Origin of the sequence: Pseudoalteromonas atlantica (assembly GCF_043641955.1) — a bacterium.
GTDB lineage: Bacteria > Pseudomonadota > Gammaproteobacteria > Enterobacterales > Alteromonadaceae > Pseudoalteromonas > Pseudoalteromonas atlantica_A.
Genome location: NZ_JBHZRV010000001.1, coordinates 261,792 through 274,775, shown reverse-complemented (window position 1 = coordinate 274,775; position 12,984 = coordinate 261,792). Strand labels below are relative to the sequence as shown.

Below are 12,984 nucleotides of genomic sequence, written 5' to 3'. Positions count from 1 at the left end.
TTTAGCTGTGATTGTTTAAAAACAATTTTCACCACAGAGATCACCGAGGCGCTGCGCTATACAGAGAAGGTAAAAATAACTCGGGTTTCGGGCTGCGAGCATACCTAGCTCCTAGTCACTTTCCTAAAACCTTTTCGTCATTTCCTCTAAAGCGCAGTGTCTCTTGACCTCTTTGTGAGTAAATCACTTAAAGGCATTTTCACAAAGAGAAGACAATGAGGGTAAATGAGAAGACAAAAGCTGTGGGCTTCGAACAATCCTAGCTCCTAGTCACTTCGCTAGCTCCTAGTACCTTTACACACCTAGCCACTTCCCTAAAGCCTAGCACATTTCTATTCTATATCTGGTATAACACTTTCTAAGCGTTTTATATCTATATCGCTAATATCAGCAAAGTGCTTAAAGTGGCTCGGCCATTGCCGCGTGTAGTCTTTTATTTGGCTGATTGTTTCTGTCGCTTTTGCTCTCGTTAAACCAAAGCGTTTTGCTTGTGATAACAAATTATCGATACTGGCGTATCGGCCATCATCTCCAAGCCCAATGCCATGTTGTTTTGAGTTATTGATTGGGGTGATGTCGTAAGCTGGGCTCAAGCGCCATGTTTTATCTGCAAATTGGTACAAAAACGCATGATTACGACTGTGATCGTCAGTATTGCCAATCATCACATTAAACACCATTCGTTTGTAAAGCTCAGTTGCATCATTGGCAAATTCACCAGTATGGTGACGAATAAATTCAGCCAATTCAGCGTAACTATAATAAGTCGCTAAATCACTCATAGCCACTTTAGGTTTTTGTAGTAAGCTATTTGCGCTTAAAAAGTGATGAGTAGGTAAGCCCGCGCTTACATCAAAGCGCTCCACAAGGAGTACATCACCGTTTTCTGTTTCATGAATTTGATTATTCGCACAACGAATGCCTAATTCTTTAGCCATACACATAGCTGCGTGTTCAGCTCGTACTAAATTGAATAAATCATCATGACGATTAAACTTTGCTAAATAAAGTTTGCTGCCAATTTGCACAGAGGTTTTGGGCCGTGCGCCGCCCATACTTTGGCCAAACTCAAAGGCATTTTTAGCCTCATTTGAAATAGCTTTATTAGCTAAAAGATCATCTTTTGCTTGATCCAGTAAAGCTAAGTCTGCCAAGGTGTTTTTATTGGTTTTATGCTTCGATGCACTACGCGATAAGCTAAATACCAGTGCACCAACACCATAGCCAGAGCCTGCCAGTAGAAACTCCAACTCGTTTTGTGGTTTTGTATTATGCAACGATAAAATGAGCTTACGGCCCCACGAATCAGCACCAGCATCACTTAGCACTCCAAATACACCTTTGTTTGCACTATAGCTGACTATACCTGGCTGTAAAGGCAGATGAATTGGGTCAAGTGCAAAGGCATCAGTGCGAGCAAGATAACTTTTACCATAGTTAAACTCACCACGACCAGTTTTAGTATCTAACTTAAAATAGCCACAGATCACAGGTGTGCTTTCTAGCCCATCTATAAATACATAACACTCAGAAGTCATCGTTAATCACCTGCGCTTTATGAGTTTTACGTTGCCGTGCATTGTACCCACCCACATCAGCGGCCAGCTCGTTAATTTCGTCCAGCAGCGCCCCCTGTAATTGCAACACCACTAACGCTTCAAACAATATATCGCTTTTAACAACTTCACCTTGTTCAAGCTTTTGTACAGTAGAGCGCGACACTCCAATCATCTTGGCAAAAGTGCTCTGAGTGTAGTGCAAAGTGCGGTGTTGGCGAATTAGATCACCCAACCGCTGTGCCAGTTTTAATGCTTGTTCAGATCTCATAAATGAATGCTAAGTCAGTCAATAAGGTGTTAATGATTAGTTTAGCGGTATTTAATTTTTTTACAAGGTGATTTAAAAAAATCAGCGCCGAGATGCGGGCTAATCCTAGAACCTAGCACCTTTTATACAGCGTAGGCGTTAAGCTTGCTGACACGGTTTTAATATGATTCCTCTAAAGCACAGCGCCTCTTGACCTCTTTGTGAGTAAATCACTTAAAATCATTTGCACAAAGAGAAGTGAGGGTAAGGAGAAAACAAAGCCACTAGCGACGAATTAACCCTAGCGCTTAGTCACTTCCTTAGAACCTAGCACCTTCTCTTCAATGCAGGCGTTAAGATTGCTGACGCGGTTTTCATATTTTTCCTCTAAAGCGCAGCGCCTCTTGACCTCTTTGTGAGTAAATCACTTAAAATCATTTGCACAAAGAGAAGACAATGAGGGTAAATGAGAAAACAAAGCTGCGGGCTTCGGTAATCATTCTAGAACCTAGTCACTTCCCTAGAACCTAGTACCTTCTCTTCAATGCAGGCGTTAAGCTTGCTGACGCGGTTTTCATATTATTCCTCTAAAGCGCAGCGCCTCTTGACCTCTTTGTGAGTAAATCACTTAAAATCATTTGCACAAAGAGAAGACAATGAGGGTAAATGAGAAGAGCAATAAAGTTGCGCTAGAACCTATTCACTTCTCTAACTCCTAGTACCTAAATATCACCCAGACTAAATTCTTAATTTTCACTGTTTCTAAGCTATGTACTTGCTACCCATCGGAAAACCCTATGTTTTTAATACATTTTTATGTTAGGTTAGGATTAAACTTAATAAGAGCTTAACAAGCTAGTAGTTAAGTATTATTAATTAACCACGGAGCGGTTTACTTTTAAACCGCAGTAACGGGACTTATTTATGCGGTTGAAAGAAGCCCTCAGCGTCTTATCAAAGTCTTCACCTTACGCTGTTTCGACTGAAAGAAGTCAACAAAACCAGTCATTACTTGATGATATAAAGTCATATTTGTACATTCAAATGCCTATCGAAGAGGTGGTCAATAAAACTATTTCGAGTTTTGGGGCAAACGACAAAAAAGTACTTTTTTTATGTGGTAGTAGTGGCGATGGTAAATCAGAACTTTTAACAAAAGCTAAAGTCAATTTTGCCTCACGGATTAAGTTTCATTTAGATGCCACACATAGTTTTGATCCACATGGCAGTGCTATTCAGACATTAGATAAAGTATTTAACGAATTTGAATTTGCAAACACACCTTTAGTTGTTGGTATTAATGCCGGTATGTTAGGCAATTACGCTGAAGAAGGTCAAAATCAATTTATACGTAGCAAAATTAGTGCATACCTTCAAAATAGGGCCGTACAGGATAGCAATGTTATCTTTATAAACTTTGAAGATTATCCAAAGTTTGAAATAGGCGATGATGGCTATAAATGTGATTTTGCAAAGAAACTGTTTGAGCGAATCACTCAGCAAGATAACAATATTATTCGTCAACTACTTGAAAAAGAGAAGTTGCAACAAAACGATCCACTAACTTTACGCTTAATAGCAAACTTTGAATTACTCAGCCTACCTTCTGTACAAAAAGTTATTATAGATCTGTTATTTAAAGCACGCTTAATGCGAGATCAATTTTTAACTGCCCGCGCACTTCTTGATTTCGTCCATGAACTTTTATTTGGCGAAGGGTATTTGTTCGATAATTTATTTGCGGGTGGCGATAACGAACTTGCTAATAAAATTGAAGATTTTGACCCTGCTCACCTTCGCACTAAAGAAATAGACCGTTTTATACTTGCATATGATTTAGGTTTACCTGATGTAGATTTTGAAGCATTTAAAGGTGCATTGAATAAATTGGGTATCACGAATATTGAAAGTGGTGCACAGTACTTACGTTTATTTTATTTACTGAAATATGATGAATTTGCTAATAGCTATCATCATAAGTTTACTGATGACTTCAACGAATCACTGACCAAATCCTATATTTCTGTTTATCAGCTGCATAAGTCTTACAGCGGTGACAGCATACAAAAAAATAGTTTAAAAGAGTTCTACAGAGATACGCTAATTTCAGCTATTCGCGCTTATATAAACCGAAACGCACCGAAGCTAGGGAAGAAGTTCTTTTTACTTTCAGATTTTGGTGATTACCAAATTGCAGCGCCAGCTGATTTAACAATGGATGCTAAATCTATTTCTGCATCAACAACCAATAGTAGTGCATTTTTTAATGCACATTTAAAGCTGCAAGATAAGAAATTTACTCTGCCAATAAATATTAATCTATTGTCTCTACTCATCAATATAAACAATGGTTATCGCCCAAATAAGCATGATAAAAACTCAGTGATACTACTAGATGAGTTAGCTTCAGAAATAGTTCAGCAAGCAAAAGTTGCCACAGAAATAGTCATTACAGGTGTTGATGGTAAGTACCACCTAGAACTTGATGATGAAGACATTATGGTTAGTGAGGGTTAGTAAATGCCATTATTAGAACAATTAAAGCCAAAAAATAATAGTGCTGCTAGTTATTTCCCTGTTTCAGCGAATAGCGCTAACAATAAGTATGACTGGGAAACTGTAGTTGGCTTTTTCATTAAATCTTTACACAGCCTTAAACTTGAAAAAAACATAGAATCACTCGACGACTTTAAAAAACTATGTAAAACGCATTTTACTGATAAGTTAGACGGTGAACCGTTTTGGCATGTTATCGAAAAAATGTATTTTGATAATGAGCAAGTATTAAATATAGCCCCTGAGATGCAAGCCTTAAAAGTGCTAAACCCTGATACAAGTAACTCAGGTGACGAACGTCTAACGTCATTATTTAATAGTTTAATGGGGGATGTTGAAGTCACTAATGCACCAAAAGCTCAGCTTAATTTTTTAGAGCAAGAAGTAAAAAAGGTTTTTGACTCGCCACTTGTTACTAATAAAAATCAAAAGATACGTAAACAACATATTGCTTATCTCCCTTTCTTGTCAGAGCAATTTCAGCAAGATTTAACATTTTTAGTTAGTTACCCCGAGCATTTTTTACAAAATATTAAGGCCTTTTTAAAGCTATATGGTTTTTTATATACTGCGCAACTATCACTCAATATAAAAGGGTGGGCTCAAAGGCCTGAAATAAAGCCATGTTACTTTATTTTAGATAGCGAAAAAGCGAGTAAAGAGCGCACTAAATTGCAATTACACGGGCACAAGCAAGTTATTGAATCTAGTTATTCGTTATTTCCATACTTGGCTCTAAACGAAAGCCTACAAGATACAAAAACAACGGTAAGTCCTTTATGGCAATTATTTGAAGAGCTCACTGATAGTGATATCGACGCTTTAAACAATTATGCTGCCGAATTTCATATTGATAGAAACTTAACTAGCCAACAATCCCTAGCGGCGACGCCAAGTGAAGCAATTAGCAATTTAGCCAAACTTTTTATTGAGCAATTTAAAAAAGGTGCCACGCGTGAAACTGCTTTTAACAACTTTGTAAAAGCCACTCGCGAAACCTTAATTAAGCCTTTTGAACAAAACCGACGCCGAGCAGGCTCATTCTTAGTATTAAACCAAGACTACCTATTGTTGCTTACGAATTTGTGTATTGCTGAAAACGAAAAGTTAAGGCTCCATGAATTATTAATTGAGTTTCAAAAACGCGGTGTATTTTTCGATAAAAGCAGTGAAGAGTGCTTAATCGATTTGTTTGAAAGAATGGGTAACGTAGAAAGAATGAGTGACAGTGGAGATGCAGTTTATGTCAAAAAAACTATATGAAGACTTTTTAGTTGAGCACTTTTGCCACTGGGCAACTAAAGGTTTTGAAGGTGAAAGTCGCTTTCAATTTCGCTCGCCAGATAGCGATAATAGTTTAAAGCTTTATCAGGCAATGCTTGATAAGGCAGATACAAGTGTTGAATTGAAAACTAACGACATAGATCAAACACTGCCAGCTATTACTTTTGGTAATACTACATTAATACCTGTTGTACATAGCGAAAGCGCACAAGGCCTAAGTGAAAACTTTATCTCGCATTTACGCGATTTAGTATCAGCGCAAGATGGCCTTTTAAAAGACTGTGCATTACTCGTTATTCACAACTCTTATTTAGATACACTAATTAACTCAGCACGTGATTTAGGAAAAGCGGGTGAAGTGTGGCATCCCTCAACAATAAAAAAATCACTCAGTGAGCTTATTTCGTCAATTAGCGGCACTGACAAAGTGTCTCAGTGCCTGCTTGATCACCGTTTCAAACTAATTATTGAAGACGGTGCCACTATGTTTGGTTTTACTGAACTTTATGATGCTTTGGAAGACGGTGTTATTCAGTTTAATGAATTAGGCCTCTTTAACGACAACACTATTGTGAGCTGGGACGATACAGATCAAATAGATAAACGTTTGTCACAAAATCACCAGTTATATGGCAATATTAGTGAGATAGTCGAAAAGTACCCACAAGAGCTTGTAGAAAAACTAGGTGATTTAGATCTTAGCGAAAAGTTTGTGAATACGAATTTTGGTGACGATCAAAATTGGGAAGAGCTCGACTTTGGTGCAATTATAAAAGAACGCCGTGATAATAAAGACAACCTACTTGCGTTTGAAAGTGAAACAATTTTAGAGATTGATTTTATAGCACGCGAGAATAAAAAAGAGCGCCATTTAATAATTCAAATGCCAGCAGATAAAACTGACTTTAAAATTGAGGCTAGTTTTGTTGGCGGTAAAATTCAAAAAAATGAATTAAAACTACAGCACACTAAAGAAGAAGTTACCCTTGATGTAAACAACCGCTCGCAAAAGCGCAGCATCGCTGAGATTTCAGGCACCTTTAATAATCAGCCACTTTATTTTAGTGTTGATTTTAAACGAGAAAAACCACAAGAGCGCTTTAAGTACAGAGTGTTAGTTATACCGCAAGGTGCTTTTTATCTTGATGATTTAGCCGATAGCTTTCTGCTCGTACCACGTAAGCAGCTTATAACTTTGCAGACAAACGCAGGGGTTTTACAGATTGCAGAGCACGGGACTCCGGCTAAAGTTACGCAATCAAATCAAACCTTCCAAGTTAATCAAACACAGACTGTCGACTTCGCACAGTTTGCCAATGAAACAGACACATTAACTTTTGCAGTTCAAAGTGGTGCGCATGTACTTAATTTTGAAGTGGATGGCGCTGTTTCATCAGATACATTAAGCCTGCCATTAGTACTTGATACTAACCTGTTCAACCGTTTATATAATGATAACTTTAATGGCTTATATAACCGCGTTAAAGAAAAGGTGGTTATTGACGGAAAAGACTTAAACCCCACAGGTATGCGTAAAAATCTATTAAATTGGGAAGCAAAACTTCAAGATGAGCGAATCTTAGCTACACAAGTTGCAAATAGGCCTGAGGTTACTTTAGATAATCTTGAAAGCGTATTCCCAGATTTATATGCAGCTTACAAATCACTATTTGATTATCTAGATGAACGAAAAGCGCTTATAAGCACTTGCTCTTGGGGCGCTGACTTCTTGAGCTTGGCAAATAAAGTGGTTGAAAGCTATTTAGCTCACATTGCTAAGTTAGAAACCAAATCATTATTATCACCGCAATCTAATATGCTGGTAAATATAGGTATTGCTGAATTTGAAGAGCAAGAATACATAACTCCGCTTCACCCATTAACACTCGCTTATTTTGCGCAGTTGGTTACACGTGCTTGTGACGACAACGACAGTAGTTTTAATACCTTACCTAAAGCCACTATTAAACGTTTAAATGCAGAAGGTTTATTACCTTTTGTATGGCATGCAACAGACGGTTTTGCATACAACCAAGCTGTAGCTGATAACCGTATGTGGTGCAAACTAGTTTCTAATAAAAAAGCGGCGCTAGAATATGTACGACCGCTAGTTAGGCAAAAAACAAGTGAGTTTACAAAAGCGTTTGATGTTCTTTTTGATAAAGGCGGTAAAGAAACTGTTTATATTAACTCTATCAATAATGGCAACAACACCGCGCTATTTTTAGGCTTGGTTGATTACCTAAAAAAGAAATCACCCGACGAAGCAAACCGTATTCACGTAAATATTTACGATAAAGCACTACAACGTACTTATTTTGATGATTTTGCAGATGCGCCAAGTTACGACCAACTAAAAGACATAGCAGAGCTTAGTAGCGAAAAAGACAAAGCTGACGCTATTGCCGATATGCTTAAAAATCGCATAACGTACAGTAAGTTTAAATTAAATGCACAAGAGCCATCATTTAACTATGCACACATTAGCTTTGTACGTAACGATACAACAGTAGAGCCAGTCCCTGTTGATGTGCTTACCGAAAAAACAGGCGTTGCTTGCCATGGCTTATTAGCAGGCGAAACCGCGTATCAAGAGCAAAACACCTACTTTACAACCTTCGGTTTAAATAAACTCGATGTTGATAGTACCGCAACTTTAAAACTGAGTAGTCAGTTTAACAGTTTAGCTAAAGCTGCGTGGTGCGGGCAAAAGTATGAAACCAGTAATGGTTTAGGTTTAAAAGTAGCGGGGCAACTATCAGAGCTACTTGATGGGGTGTACGAAAGCTCAGTATGGACGGTGATTATTGACCCTAAAGTAACACTTGAGTTTTTTAAAGGCCAAAAAGATGCCGTACTGATTCACTACTCAGACAACTTTACTAATTCTGCAAATTACGATGCTATAACTGTTACCAAGCGCCGTGACTTATACGACCAAGTACTTTCGCAGGGAATTAAAGGCTTAATAGACGAGTTTAATGCGTTTAATGGTGAGTGGTTACTTAAAATGATCACCAGTAACGACAACGATCGCAAAGAGAAAAAAAGCATAATTGGAGCGTATAAATACGTAAACTGTTTGCTACATCAAAGCGATATTACTTGGGTTCCAATGAGTGTGGCCGAAATGCTGCGTGTAGCAGGTAATATTGGCTTAAAAATGAGTGATAGCGACTTCTCGCGTTATTCACAAAATATTAAAAGTGGCGCTATATCTGACGACGTTTTATTTGTTGGCTTTAAAGGCCGCAACATGTACTTGCTACCGCTTGAAGTTAAAATTGGTAAAAAGCGCACACACGGCAAAGGCATTCAACAAGCTAAAGAGCTTAAGCGTTACTTAGTTGAAAACTTATTTGGCCGTGACGACCTCGCGGGGCATTTATATCGAGGCCTGTTTATTCGCCAAGTATTAATGCAAGTTGATAAGTTTGAATTATACAAAGTATACGAGAATGACTACTTTAACGAGCTACAGAACAATCGTGAGTGGTGGTTACAAGGTGATTACCAAGTAGCCGATTTAGCCGACTACCCGCAAGGTTTTATGATGGCATTTTTTGAAAACGCCGATTTTGCCAAAGAAGAATACACCGTTGAAGACGATATTCTACAAATAATACTACCAAGCGCTAACTTAAATCGCTTTATAAGCACCCCACTACAAACATTACTTTCTAACATTCAAAGTAGTGAGCTTTGTTATATACCCGAGCAATACATTCTTGAAGGCGAAGTGGTAAATAAAAGTAGTGTTACACCAATAAAGACCATTGAAAAAATAGACCCAGATAAACCAAAACCTGCAGATGAGGTCTTACCTAAAGTTGCCGAAGAAGCTGCGCCGAGCATTGTGGCAAAGCCAACCTCAACAGACTCATTAAAAGTGCTTGTTGGGCATGTTATGCAAAATAATGAGCCTGTTTACTGGGAGCCAACAAATACCGCTAAATTCATGAATACCAATTCAGGCATCATAGGCACTATGGGTACAGGTAAAACACAGTGTACTAAATCGGTAGTGACGCAGCTTTATCGTAATCAGCATAATAATGTTGATGGCAAACCGATAGGCATACTTATTTTCGATTACAAATCGGATTATGTAGACGATAAGTTTATAAATGCCACTAATGGTAAAAAGTTTAACTTACATAAACTGCCATACAACCCGCTTAGTTTATTTGGTGATACACCCATGCTGCCTGTGCACACAGCGCGTGGTTTTTCAGAGACTATGGGCAAAGCATTTAACTTAGGCACTAAGCAGCAGCTTAAGTTACGTAAATTAATTGGTGATGCTTACGACTTGGCTGGTATTCATAAAGCGAATAAGTCTACATGGAGTAAAGCTGCACCGACTATGGCTGATTTGTGGTCATTGTTTTTAGATAGCGAGCCAGCGGAAGATTCATTATACGCAGCGCTTGAGAGCATCTGTGAGCTTGAGATATTTGAAGACGACACCAGCAAGTGCATGTCGCTTTACGATCTTGTTGATGGCATTACCGTCGTTGAGCTGGCAGGCTACCCAGGCGAAATACAAAACCTTGTTGTGGCGCTTACGCTCGATTTGTTTTACTCGCAAATGCAAAAGCAAGGTAAGCCAGAAGTGCAAGGTGACTTTAGGCAAGTTACTAAACTAGTGCTAGTTGATGAAGCCGATAATTTCATGTCGCAAAACTTCCCAAGCCTTCGAAAAATACTAAAAGAAGGCCGTGAATATGGCGTGGGCGTTATTTTATCAACGCAAGATATCACTCATTTTAAAACCAGTGAAAACGACTATTCAGCATATATATTAAGCTGGATTGTGCACCGCGTAGCGCAAATCAAAACGCAAGATATTAAAGGTATATTCAACAAAGATGATAAGTCAGAGCAAGAGCTGCTGATGAAAAACATTCGCGAACTTGAAAAACACACCAGCCTTTATATCGATGGTGAAAAACAAATTAAACGCATTAAAGATAAAGCATTTTGGGAGTTACTTAGTGAATAATTTAAATAAACTTTTGTCCGACGGTGTTTATGTCATTCCAAAAAATCAGCGTGGTTATAGTTGGACAAATAAAGAAATCGATGACTTATTTGTCGATATGGAGCTTATGGGAGATAAGTCTCATTATTTAGGTACTGTAATAGTAACTAAAAAAGAGCAATTTCAAACTGATGATGACAGAACACCTACTGTTAGATATATATTAGAAGATGGTCAGCAAAGGTTAACAACACTTCTTTTACTGCTGAATGCAGTCAGAGAGAGGTTAATAGAAATTGACGGAAAAGTAACGCCAGAGTCTGAGATTTTAGGGAAACTAATTGCTTTCAAAGAGGGTGATAAACGCTTACGTATTGAAAATGAAAATAAAATTTTAAATGACTGCTTAAGCCATCTAGTAAGAACAAACCCATCTTATGCTCCACATGAAAAAACACCTCCTATGAGGCTTATGGAAGGTGCTGTAAAACATATAAGTAAAAAATTAGAAAAATATAAAACACGAGAGGATGTTTTAAGCTTACGTAATAAGGTTAATCATCAAGTAATGTTAATACAAGTTGATTTAGGAGAAATGCAAATTGACCGTTATTTAACTTTTGATGCTATTAACTCTAGAGGATTACCTTTAACCGAGTTTGAGAAAATTAAGAACTTTTGTATTTTAGTTGCTGAGAGAAGATCATTAAATGTAAAACCAGAAAACCTTTGGTTCAAAGCAATTGAAAGCTTAGAAAAGTTTGGAGTTGGTAATAGAAGTAATGAAAATGGATTTATATCAGAGCTTTACTCTGTATTTCATGGAGTTAATGTCGGGGCAACAGATGTTCATAACCAATTTGTAAAAGAGTATAGGGTATTGCTTGAAGGTAGTAATGGAGGAAAAGAGGCTAGGCTAATTAGCTTTATTACTTATTGGGAAACTTATGCTAATGCATTTGGATTTATTAATAGCAATAATAAGGCTAGATATTATGGGAACTTGTGTTCGCATACATGCGGTAAATGGTTAGATGCTCTTGATCATTTAGGATTACAAACAATAACCAAAAAAATATTAACAGCTGCATATTTGAATTGTACCGCGGAGGAAGATGAGTTTGAGAGCATCGTCAATACTTGTGAAAAGTATACTTTTAGAATGCATGCGCTTAGCAAATATCGTGTGGATAAAAATTCAGCTGCCATTCTAGAGTTGGCAAACCAGGTCTTGTTGTCTACTAAAACTGCAACAGATATTCGTAAAAGACTTTCAGAATTGATGTTAAAGGATGATCCAGCTGGTGAAGTTTTTGTAAAATTAATTTCAGGTGAATTGAATTATAAGAATTGGAACTATATTTATTATTTTCTTTATGAATATGAATTAAGTCTTACCCCTTCTACATCTAGGCCTATTGATTACTTAGATAAAAAGGAAAGTATCGAGCATATCTTACCGCAGTCACATAGAGATAATGACAAATGGCAAAGCCATTGGCGTGATGGGTTAAAAGCAGAAAGGTGGGTGCATAGAATTGGCAACTTAGTATTAACCCTAGATAACCCAAGGCTAGGGAGAAAATTTATTGATAAAAAGTTATTTGATGAAGACTCTGACTACTACTATTCTCACGATACTAAATCAACGAACTCTGAACGTTATATAAAGAAGTATACAGATGGTTCAGAATGGCGAGAAAAGAATATTTTACAAAGAGAATTAGATTTAGTTAAGTTTGCAGTTAAACGTTGGACAATTGATTCTTATGAGCCTCCTTTTGAACTTATTGCTCCAAGTATATTTAAAGAGAATATACCTCAATACGAAGACTTAAATTTTAGCTGAAGTTAAAGGATATGTAGGCCAGTGAAAATAGCTACTGGCCTAGTTAATTTAAATGGCTAATCTAATAATTTACTACTGCTCTATTTGTAAGTTGTGACCATTTAAAAGATGTTATTTAAACCTAGTAATTACACTAAATCTGTAACATGGTCTTCATAAATCACCTACCAAAGGTAGTAGAGATTTATGATTTCTAATAGCAGAAACTCCATCCTCAACATGTGCTGCCCATGCTATTTGTAATTCTTTATCAGAATACTCAGGGTAGCGCTGTTTAAGTAATAACTCAGTCACCATTTGGGTTTTACCTAACCACGTAAATTTATCGAGTTTAAGGCTACCTGAAAGCTTATAGTCTTTTTCTTTATTAAAAATAAACCCCTTTTCGATAGAACGAAAGAATGCGATACGGGCGGCTACGTTTGGTGTAACGCCTGTTTTGCCTTTAAGGGTTTGGAGCTGTTCTTCAACGGTTTTGTTAAGCCACATAGTTTGTGGGAGCATG

Annotated in this window: 7 protein-coding genes; 4 read left to right on the top strand and 3 right to left on the bottom strand. The window is 37.4% G+C overall.

Annotated features, from left to right (window positions below):
* Positions 1-332 precede the first annotated feature (332 nt).
* Positions 333-1,538, bottom strand: a complete 1,206-nt coding sequence (locus tag ACHUE3_RS01210; protein ID WP_394189368.1) for a type II toxin-antitoxin system HipA family toxin — start codon at positions 1,536-1,538, stop codon at positions 333-335.
* A complete protein-coding gene (locus ACHUE3_RS01205; RefSeq protein ID WP_087534702.1) occupies positions 1,528-1,827 on the bottom strand; it encodes a helix-turn-helix domain-containing protein in 300 nt (99 codons plus the stop codon). The genes ACHUE3_RS01210 and ACHUE3_RS01205 overlap by 11 nt, the downstream gene beginning before the upstream one ends.
* A gap of 903 nt (positions 1,828-2,730) precedes the next feature.
* Here ACHUE3_RS01205 and dptF point away from each other — a divergent pair.
* The 4 genes from dptF to ACHUE3_RS01185 are packed head-to-tail and all read left to right on the top strand — an operon-like array spanning position 2,731 to position 12,479.
* Positions 2,731-4,323 (top strand): DNA phosphorothioation-dependent restriction protein DptF, encoded by a 1,593-nt coding sequence (gene dptF / locus ACHUE3_RS01200; protein WP_394189365.1) that lies wholly within the window; start codon positions 2,731-2,733, stop codon positions 4,321-4,323.
* A gap of 3 nt (positions 4,324-4,326) precedes the next feature.
* Entirely contained in the window at positions 4,327-5,625 is a 1,299-nt protein-coding gene (gene dptG / locus ACHUE3_RS01195) for a DNA phosphorothioation-dependent restriction protein DptG (protein WP_394189363.1), read from the top strand.
* Positions 5,606-10,651, top strand: a complete 5,046-nt coding sequence (dptH, locus tag ACHUE3_RS01190) for a DNA phosphorothioation-dependent restriction protein DptH (protein WP_394189361.1) — start codon at positions 5,606-5,608, stop codon at positions 10,649-10,651. The genes dptG and dptH overlap by 20 nt, the downstream gene beginning before the upstream one ends.
* Positions 10,644-12,479, top strand: coding sequence for a DUF262 domain-containing protein (locus tag ACHUE3_RS01185; protein WP_394189359.1), 1,836 nt, complete (start codon positions 10,644-10,646; stop codon positions 12,477-12,479). The genes dptH and ACHUE3_RS01185 overlap by 8 nt, the downstream gene beginning before the upstream one ends.
* Before the next feature lie 153 nt (positions 12,480-12,632).
* Here ACHUE3_RS01185 and dndE read toward each other — a convergent pair whose 3' ends face one another.
* Positions 12,633-12,983 (bottom strand): DNA sulfur modification protein DndE, encoded by a 351-nt coding sequence (gene dndE / locus ACHUE3_RS01180; RefSeq protein ID WP_394189357.1) that lies wholly within the window; start codon positions 12,981-12,983, stop codon positions 12,633-12,635.
* Position 12,984: the final 1 nt, after the last annotated feature.

What these genes read in the sequence shown, in the direction of transcription:
- dndE (WP_394189357.1), bottom strand. Translation starts at nt 12,983, where the DNA reads ATGCTCCCACAAACTATGTGGCTTAACAAAACCGTTGAAGAACAGCTC.
- dptH (WP_394189361.1), top strand. Translation starts at nt 5,606, where the DNA reads ATGTCAAAAAAACTATATGAAGACTTTTTAGTTGAGCACTTTTGCCAC.
- dptF (WP_394189365.1), top strand. Translation starts at nt 2,731, where the DNA reads ATGCGGTTGAAAGAAGCCCTCAGCGTCTTATCAAAGTCTTCACCTTAC.
- dptG (WP_394189363.1), top strand. Translation starts at nt 4,327, where the DNA reads ATGCCATTATTAGAACAATTAAAGCCAAAAAATAATAGTGCTGCTAGT.
- ACHUE3_RS01205 (WP_087534702.1), bottom strand. Translation starts at nt 1,827, where the DNA reads ATGAGATCTGAACAAGCATTAAAACTGGCACAGCGGTTGGGTGATCTA.
- ACHUE3_RS01210 (WP_394189368.1), bottom strand. Translation starts at nt 1,538, where the DNA reads ATGACTTCTGAGTGTTATGTATTTATAGATGGGCTAGAAAGCACACCT.